This is a genomic window from Rhodococcus sp. APC 3903, from assembly GCF_030407755.1.
GTDB lineage: Bacteria > Actinomycetota > Actinomycetes > Mycobacteriales > Mycobacteriaceae > Rhodococcus_F > Rhodococcus_F erythropolis.
The window spans coordinates 28,965-51,856 of the sequence record NZ_JASDCV010000001.1; the positions used below are offsets into that span (position 1 = coordinate 28,965).

The 22,892-nt window shown below is 63.6% G+C and carries 23 protein-coding genes; 16 read left to right on the top strand and 7 right to left on the bottom strand.

The window, feature by feature from the left end:
• The first annotated feature begins 18 nt into the window (after nucleotides 1–18).
• Nucleotides 19–1,248, top strand: coding sequence for an acyl-CoA dehydrogenase family protein (locus tag QMA15_RS00170; RefSeq protein WP_007733810.1), 1,230 nt, complete (start codon nucleotides 19–21; stop codon nucleotides 1,246–1,248).
• A gap of 126 nt (nucleotides 1,249–1,374) precedes the next feature.
• On the top strand, nucleotides 1,375–1,971 hold the full coding sequence (locus QMA15_RS00175; RefSeq protein ID WP_279163548.1) for a CatB-related O-acetyltransferase: 597 nt from the start codon (nucleotides 1,375–1,377) through the stop codon (nucleotides 1,969–1,971).
• Between the two features lie 12 nt (nucleotides 1,972–1,983).
• On the opposite strand, the gene QMA15_RS00180 is transcribed toward QMA15_RS00175, so the two are convergent.
• Both QMA15_RS00180 and QMA15_RS00185 read right to left on the bottom strand, forming a co-directional pair.
• The gene (locus tag QMA15_RS00180; protein WP_290283540.1) at nucleotides 1,984–2,343 is read right to left on the bottom strand and encodes a hypothetical protein; all 360 of its coding nucleotides are present in this window, start codon (nucleotides 2,341–2,343) and stop codon (nucleotides 1,984–1,986) included.
• Nucleotides 2,292–2,588: a hypothetical protein gene (locus QMA15_RS00185; RefSeq protein ID WP_290283541.1), complete on the bottom strand. Its 297-nt coding sequence runs from the start codon at nucleotides 2,586–2,588 to the stop codon at nucleotides 2,292–2,294. The genes QMA15_RS00180 and QMA15_RS00185 overlap by 52 nt, the downstream gene beginning before the upstream one ends.
• 67 nt (nucleotides 2,589–2,655) lie before the next feature.
• Here QMA15_RS00185 and QMA15_RS00190 point away from each other — a divergent pair, with 67 nt between their 5' ends.
• Nucleotides 2,656–3,009: a VOC family protein gene (locus QMA15_RS00190; RefSeq protein ID WP_020970627.1), complete on the top strand. Its 354-nt coding sequence runs from the start codon at nucleotides 2,656–2,658 to the stop codon at nucleotides 3,007–3,009.
• Between the two features lie 88 nt (nucleotides 3,010–3,097).
• A complete protein-coding gene (locus QMA15_RS00195; RefSeq protein WP_211919098.1) occupies nucleotides 3,098–4,390 on the top strand; it encodes a M18 family aminopeptidase in 1,293 nt (430 codons plus the stop codon).
• Nucleotides 4,391–4,401: 11 nt separating this feature from the next.
• Here the strand turns inward: QMA15_RS00195 and QMA15_RS00200 are convergent, their stop codons facing one another.
• Nucleotides 4,402–5,379, bottom strand: a complete 978-nt coding sequence (locus tag QMA15_RS00200) for a Dyp-type peroxidase (RefSeq protein WP_019745105.1) — start codon at nucleotides 5,377–5,379, stop codon at nucleotides 4,402–4,404.
• A 250-nt stretch (nucleotides 5,380–5,629) separates the two neighbouring features.
• Here QMA15_RS00200 and purL point away from each other — a divergent pair, with 250 nt between their 5' ends.
• The 9 genes from purL (at nucleotide 5,630) to purM (ending at nucleotide 15,942) form a co-directional block, all read left to right on the top strand.
• Nucleotides 5,630–7,918: a phosphoribosylformylglycinamidine synthase subunit PurL gene (gene purL / locus QMA15_RS00205; protein WP_019745104.1), complete on the top strand. Its 2,289-nt coding sequence runs from the start codon at nucleotides 5,630–5,632 to the stop codon at nucleotides 7,916–7,918.
• Between the two features lie 3 nt (nucleotides 7,919–7,921).
• Nucleotides 7,922–9,706: an alpha/beta hydrolase gene (locus QMA15_RS00210; RefSeq protein ID WP_070795754.1), complete on the top strand. Its 1,785-nt coding sequence runs from the start codon at nucleotides 7,922–7,924 to the stop codon at nucleotides 9,704–9,706.
• Complete coding sequence (locus tag QMA15_RS00215; protein WP_019745102.1) at nucleotides 9,703–10,359, top strand: CPBP family intramembrane glutamic endopeptidase; 657 nt, start codon at nucleotides 9,703–9,705, stop codon at nucleotides 10,357–10,359. Before QMA15_RS00210 ends, QMA15_RS00215 begins: the two co-directional genes overlap by 4 nt.
• Nucleotides 10,359–10,748: a sterol carrier family protein gene (locus QMA15_RS00220; protein WP_003939745.1), complete on the top strand. Its 390-nt coding sequence runs from the start codon at nucleotides 10,359–10,361 to the stop codon at nucleotides 10,746–10,748. The genes QMA15_RS00215 and QMA15_RS00220 overlap by 1 nt, the downstream gene beginning before the upstream one ends.
• 126 nt (nucleotides 10,749–10,874) lie before the next feature.
• Nucleotides 10,875–12,452 (top strand): amidophosphoribosyltransferase, encoded by a 1,578-nt coding sequence (gene purF, locus QMA15_RS00225; RefSeq protein WP_003940541.1) that lies wholly within the window; start codon nucleotides 10,875–10,877, stop codon nucleotides 12,450–12,452.
• A gap of 153 nt (nucleotides 12,453–12,605) precedes the next feature.
• A complete protein-coding gene (locus QMA15_RS00230; protein WP_020970622.1) occupies nucleotides 12,606–13,214 on the top strand; it encodes an AIM24 family protein in 609 nt (202 codons plus the stop codon).
• A 3-nt stretch (nucleotides 13,215–13,217) separates the two neighbouring features.
• Nucleotides 13,218–13,895: an AIM24 family protein gene (locus QMA15_RS00235; RefSeq protein WP_003939918.1), complete on the top strand. Its 678-nt coding sequence runs from the start codon at nucleotides 13,218–13,220 to the stop codon at nucleotides 13,893–13,895.
• A gap of 13 nt (nucleotides 13,896–13,908) precedes the next feature.
• Nucleotides 13,909–14,655 carry an AIM24 family protein gene (locus QMA15_RS00240; RefSeq protein WP_019745100.1) on the top strand — a complete coding sequence of 249 codons (747 nt, stop codon included), beginning with the start codon at nucleotides 13,909–13,911 and terminating at the stop codon, nucleotides 14,653–14,655.
• Between the two features lie 207 nt (nucleotides 14,656–14,862).
• On the top strand, nucleotides 14,863–15,942 hold the full coding sequence (purM, locus tag QMA15_RS00245) for a phosphoribosylformylglycinamidine cyclo-ligase (protein ID WP_003940225.1): 1,080 nt from the start codon (nucleotides 14,863–14,865) through the stop codon (nucleotides 15,940–15,942).
• 150 nt (nucleotides 15,943–16,092) lie between these two features.
• On the opposite strand, the gene QMA15_RS00250 is transcribed toward purM, so the two are convergent.
• The 4 genes from QMA15_RS00250 to QMA15_RS00265 form a co-directional block, all read right to left on the bottom strand.
• Nucleotides 16,093–16,296, bottom strand: a complete 204-nt coding sequence (locus QMA15_RS00250; RefSeq protein ID WP_003940337.1) for a DUF3073 domain-containing protein — start codon at nucleotides 16,294–16,296, stop codon at nucleotides 16,093–16,095.
• A gap of 202 nt (nucleotides 16,297–16,498) precedes the next feature.
• Nucleotides 16,499–17,452, bottom strand: coding sequence for an asparaginase (locus QMA15_RS00255; RefSeq protein WP_003940365.1), 954 nt, complete (start codon nucleotides 17,450–17,452; stop codon nucleotides 16,499–16,501).
• Nucleotides 17,449–18,108, bottom strand: coding sequence for an MOSC domain-containing protein (locus QMA15_RS00260; RefSeq protein WP_031330855.1), 660 nt, complete (start codon nucleotides 18,106–18,108; stop codon nucleotides 17,449–17,451). The genes QMA15_RS00255 and QMA15_RS00260 overlap by 4 nt, the downstream gene beginning before the upstream one ends.
• Nucleotides 18,109–18,113: 5 nt before the next feature.
• Nucleotides 18,114–19,235: a folate-binding protein YgfZ gene (locus QMA15_RS00265; RefSeq protein ID WP_020970619.1), complete on the bottom strand. Its 1,122-nt coding sequence runs from the start codon at nucleotides 19,233–19,235 to the stop codon at nucleotides 18,114–18,116.
• 79 nt (nucleotides 19,236–19,314) lie between these two features.
• Here QMA15_RS00265 and QMA15_RS00270 point away from each other — a divergent pair, with 79 nt between their 5' ends.
• The 3 genes from QMA15_RS00270 (at nucleotide 19,315) to cydB (ending at nucleotide 22,885) form a co-directional block, all read left to right on the top strand.
• A complete protein-coding gene (locus tag QMA15_RS00270) occupies nucleotides 19,315–20,178 on the top strand; it encodes an aminodeoxychorismate lyase (RefSeq protein WP_019745097.1) in 864 nt (287 codons plus the stop codon).
• A gap of 154 nt (nucleotides 20,179–20,332) precedes the next feature.
• Entirely contained in the window at nucleotides 20,333–21,832 is a 1,500-nt protein-coding gene (locus tag QMA15_RS00275; protein ID WP_020970618.1) for a cytochrome ubiquinol oxidase subunit I, read from the top strand.
• A gap of 9 nt (nucleotides 21,833–21,841) precedes the next feature.
• Complete coding sequence (gene cydB / locus QMA15_RS00280; protein ID WP_003939727.1) at nucleotides 21,842–22,885, top strand: cytochrome d ubiquinol oxidase subunit II; 1,044 nt, start codon at nucleotides 21,842–21,844, stop codon at nucleotides 22,883–22,885.
• The last annotated feature ends 7 nt before the right edge of the window (nucleotides 22,886–22,892 follow it).

The following is a 22,892-nucleotide window of genomic DNA, read 5'->3' on the forward strand; positions in this document are numbered from 1 at the left end:
CGACTGGAGTTCAGGCACATGTACGAGTGGTCCGACACCGACCTGATGTTCCGCGACGCCTTGCGGGGCTTTATCGACAAAGAGGTGCGACCTCACGTCGACGAGCTCGAAAGTGGTGCGCTACCGCCGTTCGACATCATTCGCAAGCTGTACTCGACCTTCGGTCTGGCCGACATGGCACGCGAGGGCCTCGAGAAGTCGCTCGCACGCGAGCGCGGCGATGCTCCGTCCGGTGACGGTGAGAAGTCGAGCGCCTTCAGTGGCGCCGGCAGCATGGGCGTTGTGCTCAACAGCGAATTGGCCGGCGTCAGCCTCGGTCTTGTCGCGTCGTTGGGCGTCAGCCTCGGATTGGCCGCTGGAACTATCCGCAGCCGCGGCACACTCGCGCAGAAGGAACGCTGGCTCCCCGGCTTGGTGACATTCGAAACCGTCGGTGCATGGGCGATCACCGAACCGGACTCCGGCTCGGATGCCTTCGGCGGTATGAAGTCCTACGTACGCCGCGACGGTGACGACTACATCCTCAACGGCAACAAGACCTTCATCACCAACGGTCCGTACGCCGACGTGATGATCGTCTACGCAAAGCTCGACGAGGGGGACGCTTCGGTTGATCGTCGTGACCGCAAGGTGCTCGCCTTCATCCTCGACAAGGGCATGGAGGGGCTCACGCAGAGCCCGCCGTTCAAGAAGATGGGAATGAACTCCTCGCCCACCGGTGAGCTGTTCTTCGACAACGTCCGCATCACCAAGGATCGTCTGCTCGGCGAAACCGAGGACAGCGGAAAGTCCGACGGAAAGTCCAGCGCCAAGGAGAGCTTTGCCGCCGAACGCATCGGCATCGCGTCGCTCTCGCTGGGCATCATCAACGAATGTCACCGTCTGAGCATCGAATACGCGAAGTCCCGCAAACTGTGGGGACGTGAGATCGGGCAGTTCCAGCTCATCCAGCTCAAGCTCGCCGAGATGGAGGTCGCTCGAATCAACGTGCAGAACATGGTCTTCAACGCGATCGAGCGCACCGCGGCCGGAGACAAAGTGAGCCTGGCGGAGGCGTCGGCGATGAAGCTGTACTCGTCGCGCGCAGCGACCGAGGTCGCGATGGAAGCCGTACAGCTGTTCGGTGGAAACGGCTACATGGCCGAATACCGAGTCGAGCAGTTGGCGCGTGATGCCAAGTCGCTCATGATCTATGCGGGCAGCAACGAAATTCAGGTCACCCATATCGCCAAGGGCCTCCTGGGCTGACACCGGAACGTTTTCGCTGGTCGGTCGACCGCAGCAGGAACCGGATAGTCTTGCTGCGGTCGGCGACACCGCGCCGGCGGATCGGAGTAAGCAGTGAACGCGCCAGATCCCACAAATGTTCATCCGATGGCCGGGCAACCACGAGTGGTGTTGCTGAAGCCGTTGATCGACAACCCGTTGATCGAGGTAGGGGAGTACACCTACTACGACGATCCGGAGTTCGCCGAAGAGTTCGAGACTCGAAACGTGTTGCATCACTACGGTCCCGACAAACTGGTGATCGGAAAGTTCTGCGCCCTGGCCACCGGTGTCACCTTCATCATGAACGGCGCGAACCATCGTATGAACGGTGTCTCCACTTACCCGTTCCCGATCATGGGCGGCGATTGGGCCCGGCACATGGATTTGGTGCAGGATCTGCCGTCGCGCGGTGACACCGTCGTGGGGAACGACGTGTGGTTCGGCGGGAACGTGACAGTCATGCCCGGTGTCCGGATCGGCCACGGGTCGATCGTGTCCACCGGCGCAGTCGTAACACGCGACGTCCCGGACTACGCAATTGTCGGCGGCAACCCGGCAACGGAGATCAAGCGCCGCTTCAGCGCTGAAGACATCGAGAAGTTGGTGCGAATTGCGTGGTGGGACTGGCCGATCGAGAAGATCACCCGCCACGTCCGGTTGATCTCGGACGGGAGCGTCGCGGAACTCGAAGCGGTCGAGTGATCTCCGCGCCCGCTAGTTCGTTCGTGTGAGCGAGTAGTTCCGGACATAAAGCAGGGCGGCCGCGAGAAGGCCGACGGCGAGACCTGTTGCGGTGAACGTGATCAGGTTCGGCTCGAGGTCGAAGTGGATAACGGCCGATGGCGGGTAGGGGTTCTGCTGGTCGCGCGGTTCGGGGAGGACCACCGAATAGAAGGTGGGCGGCCAGATTCGTCCGACAACGGCAACCGCGAGTCCGTAGGCTGCGCCGAAAGCTGAAAGTGCAAGCGGAAGAGCAAATTTTCTACCGTGCGCGTCGCGGGCCAGTCGCCATCCCGTCGCGTTCAGTATCGCCGAGACGACAACGGCGACAGCCGTCCGACCATCAGGAACCAAGCGGCCGCGGGGAACCAATGTGGTGCGTCGGAGTAGCTGTAGCCGTCGATAACCCACATGTACCCCGTCTTGCCGTCCTCCATCGGCGGCGGTGGTGGAGGTTGGATGCCGATATGTTCTGTCCGCGTGGATGGCGTGGCAAATCGCCAGGCGAGCACTCCGAGGACGCTCAGGAGTAATCCGGTCGCGATGAAGACTGCGAAGAGTGGTTCTGCAACACGGTCGCGCAGCGTTGTGAATCGCATTCGAGGATCGTCTCATCTCAGCCCGAGATCGAGACTCTTTGTCGGTGGCTTGTATTAGCTTGTGCGCATGACTCTCACACTCGGCATGATCACTTTCGACAGTCTCGATCCCGGTCCGCTCGCAACGTGGTGGGCGGCGCAGTTGGGCGGAAACATCGTCGAGGAGAACGACGGTTGGTTCTACATCGTCGCGGTCCCTGACAGCGCCACCAACTTCGCATTCCAGAAGGTCCCGGACCCCACTGCCGGCAAGAATCGCATCCATCTCGATTTGGGGAGTCCGGATCTCGACGCCGAGGTGGCGCGGCTCGTCGAGGCCGGAGCAACCGAGCACCACCGGGAGAACATGGACGGTTTCCGTTGGGTGACGCTCCTCGATCCTGATGGGAACCAGTTCTGCGTGTCCGGTCCTCACGCCTGAGCTGACAGGTTCTGAGCTCACCCGATTCGCGCCCACTGATTTCGTGCCCACTGATTTCGCGGACACCGATTCGGGCATGATGAGGGGCATGACTTCTCAGACTTCTCGGACCGGGGCCGACGCAGACGGCCTGTGCAGCTTCGTCGATTCGTCACCGTCGCCGTTCCATGTGTGCGCGACGGTGGCGACCGAGCTGACGGCCGGCGGGTTCGTCGAAGTCCACGAAACGCAGTCGTGGCCAGCCGAGCCCGGACGGTACTTCCTCGTGCGCGGTGGTTCGCTGATTGCCTGGAGCACCGAGGGCGTGGAAAACGCCGCTCCGTTCCGGATCGTCGGAGGTCACACCGACAGCCCGAATCTGCGGGTCAAACAGCATCCCGACCTCACTTCGGCCGGGTGGCAGATGGTGGGCCTCGAACCGTATGGCGGGGCGTGGCTGAACTCCTGGCTCGACCGCGATCTCGGTATCTCCGGACGATTGAGTGTCCGGGTGGGAAACACGGTGGAGCAGAAGCTGGTTCGCATCGACGACCCGATTCTGCGTGTTCCGCAGCTGGCTATCCACCTGTCCGAAGATCGCAAGGGCGTGACGCTGGATCCGCAGCGGCACGTCAACGGAATCTGGGGCGTGGGTTCGAAACCCAAGTCGTTCATCGGATTTGTCGCCGAGCGTGCGGGTGTAGCCGCGTCGTCGGTTCTCGGCTGGGAATTGATGACATACGATCTTGCGCCCAGCGCAGTCGTGGGGGTGGACAAGGAATTGGTCAGCGCCCCTCGGCTGGACAATCAGGGCACGTGTTATGCAGGGACACAAGCACTTCTGGCCGCAGTCGAGTCGCCCGGTCAGCAGGTCCCGGTGCTCGCACTCTTCGATCATGAAGAGGTCGGCAGCATGTCCGACCGTGGAGCTTTCTCAGATCTGCTGAACACCGTGCTCGAACGGATCGTGTTGGGGCGCGGTGGTGGCCGCGAAGAATTCCTGCAGGCGATGGCGGGCTCGGTGTGCGCGTCGGGCGACATGGCTCACGCGACGCACCCCAACTACCCGGACCGCCATGAGCCCGCTCATCGGATCGAGATCAACGGTGGGCCTGTACTCAAGGTGAACCAGAACCTGCGATACGCCACCGATGCGGCCGGTGCAGGCGAATTCGCGCTCGCGTGTGATCAGGCGGGAGTGCCGATGCAGCGCTACGTCCACCGCGCCGATCTGCCGTGCGGCTCCACCATCGGACCCATCACGGCATCACGGACCGGACTGTCCACCGTCGACGTCGGCGCACCCCAGCTCGCGATGCACTCGGCCCGCGAGTTGATGGGCGCGTCAGACGTCCGCATGTATGCCGACGCGCTCGGTGCCTTCCTCACGCCTCGAAGTTAGAGGGCGCGTGGTCAAAGTGCTGAGAGCCCGGCGGGTGCGGCCGGGAGACCCTCGAAGAAGTCGGCGCTCGGTGTGAAGAACATCGAGCCCGTCACAGCCGTCGAGAAGTCGAGTAGTCGGTCGTAGTTGCCGCGGGGGTCGCCGAGAAACATGTTCTCCAGCATCCGTTCGGTGATCGCAGGCGTGCGGCAGTAGCCGATGAAAAAGGTGCCGATCTTGTCGTCACCGAGGCGCCCGTACGGCATGTTGGCACGCAGGATCTCGAGAGCCTTGCCGTTCTCGTCCTTGATCGCGTTGAGCGCGACGTGCGAGTTGGCCGGCTTCACGTCGGACGTCATCTCGATGTCCTCGAGCTTGCTGCGCCCGATCACACGCTCCTGCTCGTCGACGGTGATTGCTTCCCAATCGCGCATCTTGTGGATGTAGCGCTGGATATGGACGTAGCTGCCGCCGGTGAACGCAGGATCCTCGTCGCCGACCGTCACTGCGGCGACGGCGTCGCGGCCGACCGGATTCTCGGTGCCGTCGACGAAGCCGATGAGGTCGCGGTTCTCGAAGTACTGGAAGCCGTGAACCTCGTCGACCACCGTGGCCGCGCCGTGCAGTCGCTTCGTGATCTGCCGAGCCACCTCGAAACACGCGTCCATGCTCATCGCGCGGATGTGGAAGAGCAGATCACCGGGAGTCGACGGCGCCGAGTGAACGTCACCCTGCAAAGCGGTGAACGGGTGCAGCAGCGCAGGGCGCTGACCGGCGAACAGTCGATCCCAGGCCAGCGAACCGATGCTCGTCACGACGTCCAAACCCGATCCAGGGACACGCAGCCCCACAGCCCGCTGCAGACCGGCGACATCGGCGAGCAGTTCTCGTGTGGTGTTCTCGCCACCCGGATTCACGGTCGCGACCAGGAAAATTGCAGCCGGAGTGAGGGGAGTGGTCACCGACTGGGACTGTGCCGTGAGGTCGGCTTGACGAACATCCTGGGGCATGCGAGACCTTTCGAGGGAAAGAATGAACCGGCCTGACCTTAAGAAAACCGACCGGATTACCCAAACCGGGGCGGGTGTGACGGGCGATACTTCGCAGGCCCGGAGGTGTTGCGGGTGCTGCCGTCTGCGGAAGTCGTCGGCCCACACCGATAGACTGTCCCCCGGCACGTTCTTTCGTTGGGCACATTCGTGGTGTCCCGCTCCGCGCCGGCTTGCCTCTTGACTCCCGTAGGGAAGGGACCACTCTCCAGTGTCTGCTCACCAGGTCGATACCGTCACGCACGCATCGGCTGATCCCGATGCCGCTCAGCCGTTCAAGGAGCTCGGTCTCAAGGACGACGAATACGCACGCATCAAGGAGATCCTGGGCCGCCGTCCCACGGACGCCGAACTGGCGATGTACTCGGTGATGTGGAGCGAGCACTGCTCGTACAAGTCCTCGAAGGTCCACCTCGGATACTTCGGCAAGACCACCACCGACGAGATGCGCGCCAACATGTTGGCCGGTATCGGCGAGAACGCCGGCGTCGTCGACATCGGTGACGGCTGGGCAGTCACGTTCAAGGTCGAGAGCCACAACCACCCCTCGTACGTCGAGCCCTACCAGGGTGCGGCAACCGGTGTCGGTGGCATCGTCCGCGACATCATGGCCATGGGTGCTCGTCCGATCGCCGTCATGGATCAGCTTCGGTTCGGTGCTGCCGACGCCCCCGATACCCGTCGCGTCGTCGACGGTGTCGTGCGTGGTGTCGGTGGATACGGAAACTCCCTCGGCCTGCCGAACATCGGCGGCGAGACGGTCTTCGACGAGTCCTACGCAGGCAACCCGCTGGTCAACGCACTGGCAGCCGGCGTCATGCGCGTCGAGGATCTGCATCTGGCCTTCGCTTCGGGTGCAGGCAACAAGATCATCCTGTTCGGCGCACGCACCGGTCTCGACGGCATCGGCGGCGTCTCGGTCCTCGCGTCGGCGACGTTCGACGACGAGGGTGGAGACACCGGCGGACGTAAGAAGCTCCCTGCGGTTCAGGTTGGCGACCCCTTCACCGAGAAGGTGCTCATCGAGTGCTGTCTCGACCTCTACAAGGCCGGCCTCGTTGTCGGCATCCAGGACCTCGGCGGCGCCGGGCTGTCCTGCGCCACCTCCGAGCTGGCTGCAGCCGGTGACGGCGGCATGCACATCAACCTCGAGAAGGTTCCGATGCGCGCCACCGGCATGACCCCCGCCGAGGTGCTCTCCAGCGAATCGCAGGAGCGCATGTGCGCCGTGGTCACGCCCGAGAACGTCGATGCGTTCATGGAGGTCTGCAAGAAGTGGGACGTCCTGGCCACCGACATCGGCGAGGTCACCGACGGTGAGCACCTCACCATCTCCTGGCACGGCGAGACCGTCGTCGACGTTCCCCCGCGCACCGTCGCTCACGAAGGCCCGGTCTACAACCGTCCCGTCGAGCGCCCGGCAAGCCAGGACGCGTTGATCGCGAACACGACCGCCGGACTGAAGCGTCCCGAAACCGACGCCGAGCTCGAAGCGACCCTGCTGAAGATGATCGCCTCGCCTGCCCTGTGCAGCCGCAAGTGGATCACCGAGCAGTACGACCGCTACGTCCGCGGTAACACCGTCCTGGCCGAGAACGCCGACGGCGGTGTCATCCGCATCGACGAGAAGACCGGACGCGGAATCGCACTGTCCACCGACGCTTCGGGCCGCTACACCGCGCTCGATCCGTACACCGGTGCGCAGCTCGCATTGGCCGAGGCTTTCCGCAACGTGGCAGTCACGGGCGCAACGCCCAAGGCCGTCTCCAACTGCCTGAACTTCGGTTCTCCCGAGGACCCGGGTGTCATGTGGCAGTTCCAGCAGGCCGTTCGCGGCCTCGCCGACGGCTGCGCCACCCTCGGCATCCCCGTCACCGGCGGCAACGTCAGCTTCTACAACCAGACCGGATCCACGGCCATCCTGCCGACGCCGGTGGTTGCCGTCCTCGGTGTGATCGACGACGTTCACCGCCGTATCCCGACGGGCCTCGGACTCGAGCCTGGCGAGACGCTGATCCTGCTCGGCGACACCCACGACGAGTTCGACGGTTCCATCTGGTCGCAGGTCGAGCACGGTCACCTCGGTGGCGTGCCGCCGAAGGTCGACCTCGCCCGTGAGCAGCTGCTTGCGGACATCCTGCTCGCCTCCTCGCGTGACGGACTGGTCACCGCAGCTCACGACCTCTCCGAGGGTGGACTGGCCCAGGCTGTCGTCGAAGCCGCGCTGGCCGGCGAAACCGGTTGCCGCATCCTGATTCCCGAGGGCGCAGATCCGTTCGTGACCCTGTTCTCGGAATCGTCCGGACGCGTCCTGGTTGCGGTTCCTCGCACCGAGGAGACCCGCTTCACCGGTATGTGCACCGCTCGCGGCTTGCCGTGGACGCGTATCGGGGTCGTCGACGAGGGCAGCGACTCCGTCGAGGTCCAGGGACACTTCTCCGTCACGATGGCCAAGCTCCGTGAGGCCTTCGAGGGAACGCTGCCCGCACTGTTCGGGTGATAGATGGTCGATTCCGGAGAACTGACTTCTTCTGACAGCCAGCCGCAGGAACACCACCTGCGGCTGGCTGTTCCCGCATCTCTCGAGAAGTTCGACAACCGCTTCACCGAGTGGGCGTGGGGGCTCCTCAAACTCGACTTCACCGGCATCGCGTTTGCCGCGTTCTTCTTCTGCTGGTCTCTGACGCCGTCGTTGCTGCCGCGCGATTGGCTCTTCCAGGGTCTGATCGGCGGCATCAACTCGGCCATCGGCTACGGCGTCGGCACCGCGATCGGTTGGGCTGTGGAGCGATACCTGCTCAGCGGTCGACGGTGGTGGCCCCTGCCCGAGCCGGTGCCTTCCGCGATCAAGGTCTTCGTACCGGTCGCATCCATCGTCGCGGCGATCATCATGTTGGTCTACGCCGCCGGGTGGCAACGCGAAATTGCGGCGCTGACCGACGCCGAAGGCACGACCACCTCCGGCTACATCCGAACCCTCGGATTGAGCCTCTTCATCGGCGGCCTGCTCATCTCGATCTGGCGGGTCCTCCACGATCTGGTGAAACTGATTGCCCGACAGCTGATGCGGCGGTTCCACTGGTCGCGGTCTGTGGCCAATGGTGTCGGCGTCCTGGTTGTCACCGTCCTGTTCTTCATGTTGGTCGACGGCGTCCTCGTCCGCGGAATCTATGCCGCGACCAACTCGATCTTCAGTCTGCAGAACTCGACCACTCGAGACGGCGTCGTCGAACCGCAGGATCCGATGAAATCGGGTAGCCCCGAATCTGCTGCTCCCTGGGACACATTGGGGTTCGAGGGACGAAACTTCGTCTCGCGTGGACTGGACGCCCAGGAACTCGAAGCGGCAACCGGTAAGCCTGCGATGGATCCGATTCGCGTGTATGCCGGACTCGAAAGCGCCGAAGATCCCGAAGAGCGCATGGATCTGGTCATCAAGGAACTGGAGCGAACCGGCGCCTTCCAACGCAAGGTCCTCGTGGTCATTCCGACGACAGGTACGGGGTGGGTCAATCCCACTGCGGCACAGGCAATCGAGCTTGTACATGGCGGCGACACTGCTCTCGTCGCCAGCCAGTACTCGTACCTGCCGAGTTGGATCTCGTTCCTCGCAGACCAGGAGAAGGCGCAAGCTGCCGGTCGCCTGTTGATCGAGCGGGTACACGAAAGATGGCTTCAGGAACCGGAAGCCACCAGGCCGAAGTTCATGGTCTACGGCGAGAGCCTCGGCGTCATGGCCGGCGCGGGGGCATTCGACACACTGCAAGCGGCGCGCGATACCGCCGACGGAATTCTGTGGGTAGGTCCACCGAACGCGACGCAGTTGTGGCGTTCGATCGAGAAGAGGCGCGATCCCGGCACTCCCGAAGTGGCGCCCGTGTACGCGGACGGTCTGGCCGGAGTCCGGTTCGCGGATCGCTCCGCAGACATTCCGACCGACGGTATGACGTGGCCGCAGCCGCGAGTTCTGTTTGTCCAGCATCCTTCCGATCCGGTGGTGTGGTGGTCACCCGACCTCATGTTCAACCGGCCCGAGTGGCTCAAGGAAGTACCGGGATTCGACCGCTCACCGTCGATGAAATGGTTCCCGGTCGTGACGTTCTGGCAGGTGTCTGCAGACCTCGGTAACGCCGCGGGAGTTCCGGACGGTCACGGTCACAATTACGGAACCTCCGTTCTGGACGCCTGGATCAGCGTCGCCCAGCCCGAGGGATGGACGGCCGCAGAAACCGAGCGGGTGCGGTCGGCGTTGGTTGTCGCCGTGAAATCCGAGGGCCCAGAGAAGTGAGGGGAGTCGCCTCGATCGCGCTCTCCGCCGCCGCGATCACCTGGAGCAACGTCGTGCTTCCGGCATTCGGTCTTTCGCCTCGCGCTCGCGCCGTGGTCAACACCGCGGCCGGTCTGTCGGCCATCGGAGTCTTACTCGCACGTGGTTACACCCGCGAGGAACTCGGATTGGCACACACCGGAATTCGTGGTGGTGCCCAGTTCGGCGGAGCCGCGGCCGGGGCGGTCCTCACCGGTTACAGCGCCGCTCTGGTTGTCCCGTCCTTGCGTGCGACACTCGCTGCCGACGAGCGAGCAGACGGCCGTGAGGACTTCCTCGAATGGATCATCTTGCACATCCCCTTCGGCACGGTGCTTTCCGAGGAACTGTTGTTCCGTAGCGCGATGTCCGCAGTCTGGAATCGTGAGCTGAACCGTCCCACCGCGCAGGCTGTTCATGCACTGACTTTCGGGTTGTGGCACGTCGCCCCCGCCCGCGGTGCCGGCGACAACGTTCCCGCTGCAGTGGCATTCACCGGCGCGTCGGCACTGCTGTTCGAGTGGCTGCATCGCAGGGGTGGCAGCGTCCTCGCACCGGCATTGCTGCACCTCGCGACCAATGCCGGTGGCGCACTTGCCGTTCGTATCGCTACTCGAAGACAAGGAGTGAACTGATGCCGCCCCGCCGCGCCGTCGACCCCGCCGAATTCCGTGCCGCAGTCCTGGCTGTCGGCCCGTGGCTTCGCGATCCGGAACTTCCGAAGCCTTCTCGCGCTGAACTCGGCGCCGCAGTGAAGATGAGTGCGCGCACTCTCGAACAGATCGCCCCCGGATCGAGCGTCGAGGTGCGGGTGCCGCCGTTTGTCGCCGTGCAATGCATCGAAGGTCCACGTCATACGCGCGGAACCCCGCCAAACGTCGTCGAGACGGACGCTCGCACGTGGTTGCAGATGGTCACCGGACTGCTCGAGTTCTCCGAGGCCGCAGGTGACGGACGAGTCGACGCATCAGGTAGCCGCGCCCCCGAAATTGCGCACTGGCTCCCACTGCTCCGGTTGGCGTAGTGACAGAGACCATCCGGTTCGCTTCGGCGTGATCTGAGGCCCAAGGCTGCCCTCAGGGGAAGTGTGTCCCAAAATGGCCGTAGACTGTGTATGCCCCCCAACCCCTGCCCACAAAGGGAGCGCCCGGTGACTCGTGCCGATCTGTCGGTCAACAGTCCAAATCTCCTCGCTTCGAACCCGTCCGACGAGGACGAGAACGAGCCCCGCGAAGAATGCGGTGTATTCGGCGTCTGGGCGCCGGGAGAGGATGTGGCGAAGCTCACTTATTACGGCCTGTACGCACTTCAGCACCGTGGTCAAGAAGCTGCCGGCATTGCGGTAGCCGACGGCTCCCAGGTGTTGGTGTTCAAGGATCTCGGCCTGGTCAGCCAGGTATTCGACGAGCAGACTCTCGCAGCGATGCCAGGACATGTCGCCGTCGGACATTGCCGTTACTCCACCACCGGTTCCACGACGTGGGAGAACGCGCAGCCCATCTTCCGTACGACCACTGCCGGTACCGGCATCGCGCTCGGCCACAACGGCAACCTGGTCAACACCGCTGAACTCGCGAGCCGCACCCGTGCAGCCGGCCTGGTCAACGACAAGCGCCCCAATGCCGCGACTTCCGACTCCGACCTCATCGGTGGTCTCCTGGCACACGCTGCCGGCGACAGCACCATCGAACAGGCCGCGATGGAATTGCTTCCCACGTTGGAGGGCGCGTTCTGCCTCACCTTCATGGACGAGCACACGCTGTACGCAGCGCGCGATCCGCACGGCATCCGCCCGCTCTGCCTCGGTCGACTCGACCGCGGTTGGGTAGTCGCCAGCGAGACCGCAGCCCTCGACATCGTCGGCGCGTCGTTCGTTCGCGACATCGAGCCCGGTGAGCTACTCGCGATCGACGCAGACGGCGTCCGCTCCTCGCGTTTCGCGAACCCGACTCCCAAGGGTTGTGTCTTCGAGTACGTCTACCTCGCGCGTCCCGACAGCGTCATCGGTGGCCGTTCGGTCCACTCGACCCGCGTCGAGATCGGCCGTCTGCTCGCCAGCGAGCACCCCGCCGAAGGCGATCTGGTCATCCCCGTTCCCGAGTCCGGCACCCCCGCCGCCGTCGGGTATGCCCAGGGTTCGGGCATTCCTTACGGCCAGGGTTTGATGAAGAACGCCTACGTCGGCCGTACCTTCATCCAGCCGTCGCAGACGATCCGTCAGCTCGGTATCAGGCTCAAGCTCAACCCGCTCAAGGAAGTCATCCGCGGCAAGCGGCTTGTGGTGGTGGACGATTCGATCGTCCGCGGTAACACTCAGCGTGCGCTCATCCGGATGCTCCGCGAAGCCGGAGCCCTCGAAATTCACGTCCGTATCGCCTCGCCGCCGGTCAAGTGGCCCTGCTTCTACGGCATCGACTTCGCCTCACCGGCCGAATTGATTGCCAACGGAGCAGGCGGACAGGATGCGACGTTCGAGGAAATGCTCGACGGTGTGCGTCGTTCCATCGGAGCGGACACGCTCGGATACATCTCCACCGAAGGCATGATCGCCGCGACCGAGCAGCCGGCCAGCCGTCTGTGCGCCGCATGCTTCGACGGGACCTACCCGATCGCGCTTCCCAAGGAAACGTCGATCGGCAAGAACGTCCTCGAGGGGATGCTCGAGAGCACCGCAGGTTCGACGGCCACTCGCGACAACGACAACGCGAGCGCGCTCAGCCGCCCCTGAACACCGAAAGCTGCAGAGCACCGAAAATCGATAGCCGAGAATCTGCCGTCCACAACATGTGGGCGGCAGATTTTCTGTTCCACGACTTTCCGTTCGACGACACGGCATACGTCGTGAGCATCTGGCATAGTGCCCTCCGTGGCGCAACTGAGAATGGATGGGCACCGGGTACTGGTCGCAGACCTGGTGGGGGACACCATCAAAGCGATCAACGGTTCGATGGTGGCGTACGAGGGTGCGATCACCTTCAAGAACGCCGGTATGGGCGGTGGCGGAGGGTTACGTGCCGCGCTGAAACAGAAGGCGGCAGGTGAATCACTGTCCCTGATGGAAGTCAGCGGACAAGGCACCGTCTACTTCGCGGTCGACGCCCAGGACATCACGATCATCGAACTCGACAACGACGCTCTGCACGTGGAAGCCTCACAGTTGCTCGCACTGGTCGGACAGCTGCGAACCGATGTGAAATTTGCCGGCCTCCGCGGCGCAGGTTCCGGACAGGGCTTGTTCACGACGGTCGTCAGCGGCACCGGTCTGGTGGCCGTGCTGTCGAAGGGCGGACCGATCATCGCGCTCGAAGTCAGCCCGCAGTATCCGCTGGTTGCCGATCCCGATGCATTCGTCGCTCACCGTGGCCAGCTCAACCAGAGCTTCGTCACCGACGTCACCTGGCGCTCCGCGATCGGCGGTGGCAGCGGTGAAGCGTTCTCGCTGCGATTCGACGGATCCGGAGTCGTCTACATCCAGCCCGAGGAGCGCTGAACCATGCCGTTGGAATTGGTGAACAGCAAGGTCGTCAAGTCGACCCTCGCGCCTGGCCAGAACGTGCTCGCCCGCACCGGGTCGATGCTCTACTACACCGGTGACGTCCGCTTCATCCCGCACAGCATGGGCGGTGGGCCAGGCGCCATGCCGAACATGGGCGGTATCGCCGGGATGGCCGGCCGCATGATGTCCGGCGAGCATGCACGCATGATGGCGGCCGAGGGAAACGGTGAGGTCTTCTACGGGCACGCCGGTTTGTATGTCGAGGTCATCCACCTCGACGGTTCGTCGATGCTCACGGTCGAAGCCGACCGACTCCTCGCACACGACGGTTACCTCCAGAGTTCGATAGTCGCTCTCACGTCGCAGGGCGGTGTGCGCGGAGCGGTACGTGGAGCCATGACCGGTCAAGGACTGTTCACGACGCAGTTGCACGGACAGGGAAGCGTCGCGGTTCTCTCGCACGGGGGCGCGATTCCGTTGCAGGTCGGTCCGAACAATCCTCAGGTTGTCGTCGACCCGCAGGCATACGTGTGCCACATCGGTCAGATCAACGTCGACATCTCCGCGAACGTCGGGTGGCGCGAGGCCGTCGGCAAGGGCTCGGGGGAGTCCATCCAGCTGAAGATGACCGGCGCCGGCACCGTCTGGGTCCAGGCGTCCGAGCAGAAGTTCTGAGAGGGCAAAGAGCATGGGTATCGAAATTCACAATCCGGCGACTCTGCCCGCCAACGACAACGTCCCGGGCAACGACTACGCCTTCTGCGTCGAGATGGCCGGACAACCGTGGTTCACGTCCAAGGGCGCGATGATCGCGTACTACGGAAACATCAACTTCGAGCCGCTCGGGCGCACGAGCATGACGGCGATCGTCGCGGCCAGATTCTCTTCGCCGCTCTACGCGGACGACTGGGTGCTCGCCCAGGGGCAGGGCAAGTTGATCCTCGGCGACCGCGGATTCAACATCAATTCCTACGACCTCGACGACGGCAACCTCACGATTCGCGCGGCCAATCTCCTCGCCTTCGAGACGAGCCTGGACCTCAAACAGTCCATCGTCCCAGGCTTTTTGACGCTGCTGGGAACAGGCAAGTTCCTGGCGTCCTCCAACGGCCCGGTCATGTTCGCGGAGCCGCCGTTGCGCATCGACCCGCAGGCGTTGGTGGGTTGGGCCGACTGCCCGTCGCCGTCCCATCACTTCGATGCGGACTGGATGCAGAGCTTCCTGGGCGCGGTTCGCGGAAGCATGTTCGGCGCAAATACCGGTGAAGAACGCCAGTTCGATTTCACCGGAGCCGGCACGGTGCTGATCCAGTCGAGCGAGAAGGTCGTCCACGACGGGCACCTCCTCAAACACATTGAATCCGAGACCGTTGCACTCGGGCAGAACAGTCTGCGAGCGCTGCACTCCTCGATCGGTGCGCGGCTGCAGAACTGACGTCTCGGGGTACGCGAGGTCTCACCGAGGGGGCCGGTCCGGTAGCGTATGGGCGTAATCGTCGGTATTTGTGTGCGCGCTCTGGGTCTCGAGTCGAACGATCCATCTCGCGTCACGAGGATTGCAAACACTTCACATTGCAAGACCACTTACCTGTGCACGAGCAATACGTGCTCGCGAGAAATACAAGGCTGGAGTAGTAACCCGATGACCGAGGACAGTCACCGCACCGCAGGCGCCTCCTACGCGGCAGCAGGAGTCGATATCGCCGCAGGCGACCGGGCGGTGGAACTCTTCGCCCCTCTGGCCAAGAAGGCCAGCCGCCCCGAGGTCATGGGTGGCCTCGGTGGTTTCGCCGGCTTGTTCTCCCTCAAGGGTGACTACAAGGAGCCGCTGCTCGCCGCATCGACCGACGGCGTCGGAACCAAGCTCGCTGTCGCGCAGGCGATGGACAAGCACGACACGGTCGGACTCGACCTCGTCGCCATGGTTGTCGACGACCTCGTCGTCTGTGGCGCCGAGCCGCTGTTCCTTCAGGACTACATCGCTGTCGGCCGAGTCATCCCCGAGCGCGTCGCGGAATTGGTCAGCGGCATCGCCGAGGGCTGCATCCAGGCCGGTTGCGCTCTCCTCGGAGGCGAGACCGCCGAGCACCCCGGCATCATGGCCGACGGTGACTACGACCTCTCCGCCACCGGCGTCGGTGTCGTGGAGGCCGAGAAGCTGCTCGGACCGGACCGCGTTCGCCCCGGCGACGTCGTCATCGCCATGGGCTCGTCGGGACTTCACTCCAACGGTTACTCGCTGGCCCGCAAGGTCCTGCTCGAGATCGACCGCATGAACCTGAGCGCACACGTCGACGAGTTCGGCCGCACCCTCGGTGAGGAACTGCTCGAGCCCACCAAGATCTACGCCAAGGACTGCCTGGCACTCGCTGCCGAGACCGACGTGCGCACGTTCTGCCACGTCACGGGTGGTGGCCTTGCCAACAACCTCGCGCGCGTCATGCCCAAGGGCTTGGTCGCCGAACTCGATCGCGGAACCTGGAGCCCCGCTCCGGTGTTCGCGATGATCGCGCAGCGCGGACGCGTCGAGCGCGCCGAGATGGAGCAGACCTTCAACATGGGTGTCGGCATGGTTGCCGTCGTGGCGCCCGAGGACGTCGACCGCGCACTTGCCGTCCTGACTGCACGCCACATCGACTGCTGGACGCTCGGTAGCGTCAAGAAGGCGTCGGACGCCGCTGCAGAGCGTGCGTTCCTGGCCGGAGACCACCCGCGCTTCTAGACCGCAACGTCAGCTGCCCCATCGGAGAGATCCGGTGGGGCAGTTTTGTGTGTCCGTACAAGCAGGCGCGAGGCAGAAAATGGAACGCAAAAATGAGGAAGAGCGATCAGCTCTTCCTCATTTCACAGTCTGCGCGGTGGCAGTGCGCGGTCAACGCCGCCAGTCGTCGTAGTCGTCCTCTCGCGCATGCCCTTCCCTATCGGAAGTCTGGTCCGATCGGACACTGCTCCGATGCGAGTTGGTCGATCCACCTGCGAGCTCTCTTTGCAGGCTGTCGAAATCCGTGGTCGGTACGCTGTACTTCAATTCGCGTGCAACCTTGGTCTGCTTTGCCTTAGCCCGGCCGCGGCCCATGGCTGACCCCCTCGCGCTTTCGCGGGGCGGCCTGGGGAATTTGGCGGCCCCGTTTGAGTGTGTAAGTTTCCTGACACACACTCTAGCGTGGAAAAGTCGCTTCCGCTTCCACGAACGCCTCACCGCCGTGTCTGATTGCTCTCACTATGGCCGCGAGCTGCCAGGATGCTGAAAGAACTCGTCAGAACTTTGTGAGAACTGCTCAGAAGTTTCCGGGAATTGCGCGAATCGTCCCCACTCGGGCGTCCCCGCCGAAGACCGGAGCGGATGCGAGAGCCGCCAATTCCTCGGTCCACTCGGTGTTCATTCGCTTGAGCAGAGCTGCCGCCAATGGCAGGAGCGCCCGCTCGTGGCCGTCGTCGATCTTGAGGGCGAAAGCGGAACCGTCGGGAAGCGCTCCGGCGTAGATGCCGTCGTATCCGGTCTTGGAGAACAGACCCGGCACGGCGGACATCAGGCGCTGATCGTTGCGGCCCGTGCCCGAGACGAGGAAGGGGTTTTCGCGGACCGCGTCGGCCACAGCCCGTTCAGGGGAGTCCGGCTCAGCCGAGGGCAGGCGTCCGAATGCCCGAGCCAGGTTCGTGAGCGAAAGCGGGACGATCGGGAGACCACAACCGTCGATGCCGAGTTCCTGCTCTTCCTCGCCGCTGAGATCGAAGATCGTCTCCTGGATCGCGAGTTGGAGGGGATGGGTCGGCTCCATGTACGTCTCGAGCGGCCAGTCGTTCACGACGCACGTCGCGAGCATCGCGGAGTGCTTGCCCGAGCAGGTCATGTAGATCGGACTGGGAAGCTCGCCCGCTGCGATCAGTTCGGCTCGGGCCAGTTCGTTGCCCGGCAGATCGGAGGGGCACTGCAACTGGTCGACACCGAGTTGGTAGCGAGCGAGAAGCGCGGCGACCAGTTCGATGTGATCGGCCTCGCCCGCATGTGAGGACGACGCGACGGCCAACTCTTCCGGACTGGTGGGTGCAAAGCCGTTACGAAGCGCAGCGACGGCTTGCAGCGGCTTGTTCGCCGAGCGCGGGTAGATGGGTGTGTGAATCTCCCCGAGTCCGACAACGACCTCGCCGTCGGCGCCGAGAATGACGGCCGATCCGCGATGCACGCATTCGCGGAATCCCGAGCGGACCACTTCCACCAATTCGATACTCACGAGTGCACCTGCGCTTCTGCTTGTTCGATGAACCTCTGGACGCGCGCGGCGACGTTCGGTGCAAGATCGGTGTGTTCTGCGAGGAGCCGTCGGAGTCTCTCGGGGTCGGTTCCGGCGAAGACCTCTCGAACAGTCACGCCGTGATCCGGTACGTGGACTCGGGTGACCGAGTCGCCCGCGGCGATCGTGCCGGTCCGGTTGACGCGAAGGTAGGCGCCGACGTCGGTCCGCTCGGTGAATCTTTTGACCCAGCCCTTTTCCGCGGCCCAGATGCCGAAGGTGCCGCACGGGACGCGGGGAGCGGTTACCTCGAGTTCGAGAACGTCCGACGCCTCGGCTCCGGTGATGTGCCAACGCTCGCCGATCACGGCGTCCGTGACGAGCATTCCGCTGATGTGGAGGTTCTCGCCGAACCACCCCGGGGCGAGCGGTCGGCCCAACTCGTCCGACCATCGCTGCGCTTCGTCGCGCTGATACGCGTAGACAGCTTGGAAGGCGCCGCCGTGGAATTCGGTGTCGCAGACGTAGTCGCCACCCAGGCCGAGTCGGCCGACCGCTACGCGGCCGTCGACGGGACGCTTGTCGATCGCGGTTCGGGGGACTCGCCTGACGCCACTGTCACGTTCGGTGTGGACGACGCAGACCGCGTCGACCATGCCCGTCACTTTCCGCGCAATCGGTTGACAGCCTCACGTCCGGCCTGGGGTGCGTCGTCCGCGACGATCGAATCCGGATCGATGGACGCAGCGCTGGGGCCGGCCATCAGTTCGGTGTCGACCGGAATGTTGCGCTTGATCAGAGCGAGCGCGATGGGGCCGAGTTCGTGATGATTGACGACGGTCCCGACACGTCCGACTGCTCGTCCGCCCGCCGTGATCGGGTCACCCGGTTCCGGGACCGCTTCGGCGCTGCCGTCGAGGTGCAACATGACGAGATGGCGCGGGGGCTTGCCGAGATTGTGAACCCGGGCGACGGTTTCCTGACCGCGGTAGCAGCCCTTGTCGAGGTGGACGGCGCCGTGTTCGGCCGGCCCGCCGATCCAGTGGACCTCGTGCGGGATCGTCCGCTCGTCGGTGTCCAGTCCGAGGCGAGGCCTCCTCGCTTCGACGCGGAGCGCCTCGAACGCCCAACTTCCGGCGGGCTTGGCACCGGCATCGGTCAGCTTGGTCCACCACACCGCCAGTTGCTCCCGTGGGACGAGCAGATCGAAAGAGTCCTCGGTGGGCCACGGCATGCGGCGGACGAACCCGCCGTCGGCCAGCGCGAGAGCGTCGTAGGCATCGGTTGGTGTCTGCACGCCGATCGCGGAGAGGACAGCCGGGGATTCGGGACCGACCAGGCTCAATACCGCGAGTTCGTTGCCGTCCCGAGGCTCGGCCTTGGACCAGAACACCATCTTCTTCAAGAAGGAGAGGAGGTCGGGTCCGCGATCGGCTTCGGTGTCGATCCAGGTGACACCGGCCAGGTCCGTCTGCACGAAGTGGTGCTCGACGCGTCCGTTGACATCCAAGCTCAGGTTCTCGGCACTCTTGCCGTCGGGGAGCGCGGCGATGTGCTGGCTCGAAATCGTGTGCAGCCACGTGAGGCGTTCGTCGCCGGGAATGGCGATCACGAATCTGTGACTGCGGTCGACCACCACTGCTGCGCGCTGCGCGGTTCGCTGTTCACCGAGGGGATCGCCGTAGTGCCATGCGACACCGATGTCGGCCGAACCGTCCGGTGCGGTGACCGCGCCGGGGGAAGTCAGAAGTGGGCTGTTGGGCACAAGAGCGTTGTCGACCACAAGACCAGTCTAGGAGTGTGGGCGGGATCGCGGTTACAGGGCGGCCCCGGCGGCTTGGCGGATCGTTAGGGTTGATGGCATGCCTGATCGCGTATTGGTGACTCTCGACCATGAGGTGCTCGATGCTGACGCACCGTTTCTGCACGCCGACGACCTGGCGGTGGTGCGCGGCGACGGAGTCTTCGAGACGCTGTTGGTACGCGACGGTAGGGCGCGGGTGGTCGAGGGACATCTGAGTCGACTGGTTCTGAGCGCGCGGGCACTGGGTCTGCCCGCCCCCGTTCTCGATGACTGGCGTCTGGCGATCGAGATGGCAGCCGAGGAGTGGGGGACAGAGAAGGAAGGCGCTCTTCGTCTTGTTCTGACCCGCGGCCGTGAGAGCGGCGACAAGCCGACAGCCTTCGTGATGGTCGGTCCGGTGGCCGATCGGGTCAGACAGGTCCGCGAATCGGGGCTGTCGGTGATGACTCTCGAGCGAGGTTTCTCGGTCGATCTCTCTGCCCGGGCACCCTGGCAGCTACTGGGCGCGAAGACGTTGTCCTACGCAACCAACATGGCAGCGCTCCGATATGCGGCGAATTTGGGTGCCGACGATGTGATCTTCGTCAGTTCCGAGGGCAATGTGTTGGAGGGGCCACGCTCGACGGTGGTGATCGTTCGGGACAGGACTTTGATCACACCGCCTCCCGCACAGGGCATTTTGATGGGTACGACGCAGCGTGCCCTCTTCGACGTTGCCGGCAGTGCTCGCTTCGATTGCCGATACGAAACCCTCCGACCTGCGGATTTGATTGCAGCCGACGGAGTGTGGATGGTTTCGAGCGTCACGCTGGCCGCACGCGTCCATACACTCGACGGGCTCGCATTGCCAGAGCCGAAGGTCTCCGAGGAATTCGCGGAATTAGTTGAACGTGCAATTGATTCGGATTCAGCAGGGCGATAGGCGAATAGGAATCGCGACAGGTCTCTACTACATTTGGTAGTAGCAAAGTCCTGCGGTCCAAACCGGACAGCAGTACCGTGTCCGCAGGGGCCGAGCGACTGCCCGCGTCTCGAACCCCGAAGCCTGTCCCAGGGCCCTACTCTCGGAGTAGCCAATGGATACTTTGGACGTCTCCAGGTGGCAGTTCGGTATCACTACCGTCTACCACTTCATCCTTGTTCCGCTGACCATCGGACTTGCACCGATGATCGCGATCATGCAGACGATGTGGGTGGTCACCAAAAAGGACCACTGGTATCGGCTCACCAAGTTTTTCGGCAAGCTCTTTCTCATCAACTTCGCACTCGGTGTAGCCACCGGCATCGTGCAGGAGTTCCAGTTCGGAATGAACTGGAGCGAGTACTCGCGATTCGTCGGCGACGTCTTCGGAGCTCCGCTCGCATTGGAAGGTCTGGTCGCCTTCTTCATGGAGTCCGTCTTCATCGGACTCTGGATCTTCGGTTGGGGCAGGCTGCCCAAACTTGTACACCTGGCGTGCATTTGGCTCGTGGCGATCGGCGTCAACGCGTCGGCGTTCTTCATCATCGCGGCCAACTCGTTCATGCAGCATCCGGTCGGTGCGACGTACAACCCTGAGACGGGTCGTGCCGAACTCACCAGCATCTGGGAGTTGTTGACCAACAACACCGCTCTCGCTGCCTTCCCGCACGCGGTTGCCGGCGCCTTCCTGACGGCGGCGACGTTTGTTGCCGGCATCAGTGGTTGGTGGATGGTGCGGAACATGCGCCGCGCCAAGCAGGCTGAGGCCGCCGAGGCCGAGCGTCTCGAAACCGACGCACGAACGATGTACCGCCCGGCAACACGATTCGCCTTGCTCGTCATGATCGTGGCCGGGATCGGCATCATCTACACCGGTGACGTTCAAGGCAAGCTCATGTTCCAGCAACAACCCATGAAGATGGCGTCGGCAGAATCGCTGTGCGACACCGAGATGGATCCGGATTTCTCGATTCTCACCATCGGTACACACAACAACTGTGACAGCGTGACGCACGTTCTGAAGGTGCCGTTCGTTCTACCGTGGTTGGCCGAGGGCAAGTTCACCGGCGTCGAACTGCAAGGCGTGAACCAACTGCAGGAGCAGGCGGAGCAGGACTTCGGACCGGGCAACTACCGACCGAATCTCTTTGTCACGTACTGGTCTTTCCGCGCCATGATCGGCCTCGCCGCCGGTTCGGCAGCACTGGCTCTCGCGGGACTGTGGGTCACACGTAAGGGGCGGGTCCCGGACCAGAAGTGGTTCGGAATCCTCAGTCTCGTCGCGATTCCCACTCCGTTCATGGCGAACAGCGCGGGCTGGATCTTCACCGAGATGGGCCGTCAGCCCTGGGTGGTGCATCCCAATCCAACCGGCGTCGACATGATCAGACTGACTGTCGACCAAGGTGTTTCGGACCATGCGTCGGCTACCGTCTGGGCTTCGCTGATCACCTTCACCCTCCTGTACGGAGCGCTGGGTGTGGTCTGGTTCAAGCTGATCGTGCGGTACGCGAAGGAAGGTCCGTTGGAACACGACATGCATCCGCCGGGCGATACGGATCATGACGAGCCGGAAGATCCGGACAAGCCCAAACAACTGTCGTTCGCGTACTAGGAGGCGATCATGGGACTTCAAGAAGTATGGTTCGTGCTCGTCGCAGTACTGTTCATCGGTTACTTCGTCCTCGAAGGATTCGACTTCGGTGTCGGAATGCTTATGCCGATCGTCGGCAGAGGCAGTGACCTCCCGGCAGATACGCGTCGACGGGTGGCGCTCAACACGATCGGCCCGGTGTGGGACGGCAACGAGGTGTGGCTGATCACCGCCGGTGGCGCGATGTTCGCGGCATTCCCGGAGTGGTACGCGACATTGTTCTCCGGGTTCTATCTGCCGCTGCTGATCATCCTGGTGGCCTTGATCGTTCGAATCTGTGCCATCGAATGGCGAAGCAAGATCGACGACGACAAATGGCGTCAGCGCTGCGACTGGGGCATCATCTTCGGCTCCTGGGTCCCGGCAGTTCTCTGGGGCGTGGCTTTCGCGAACATCGTTCGGGGCGTGGCGATCAACGCCGACAAGCAGGTCGAGTCGGGATTCTTCGATCTGCTCAACCCGTACGCACTGCTCGGCGGTCTGACCACCGCGCTGGTGTTCGCTCTCCACGGCGCTGTGTTCCTGGCACTCAAGAGTGCCGACGAGGTTCGTGAAGACGCAGTGAAAATTGCTGCACGACTCGCAATTCCGGCTATTCCCGTCGCCGGCGGATTCGTCCTGTGGACGCAGCTCGCCTACGGCAAGGGATGGACGTGGATTCTGGTAGCCGCAGCTGCTGCTGCACTGATCGGCGTCGTCTTCCTGACGCGGGCCGAGCGAGAAGGCTGGGCTTTCGTTCTCACCTGTGTGGCCGTCATCGCCACCGTCGTGCTGCTGTTCGCCTCGCTGTTCCCGAACGTCATGCCGTCGACGCTCGATCCGGCGTACAGCCTGACCATCGAGAACGCGTCGTCGAGTCCGTACACGCTCAAGGTGATGACGTGGGCCGCGGCATTCATGACGCCGGTGGTGATCATCTACCAGGGTTGGACGTACTGGGTGTTCCGACAGCGCATCTCCTCCAAGCAGATTCCGGCGTCGATCGGTCTGCGATTCAAGGAGAAGACGTGGTAGTCACCAA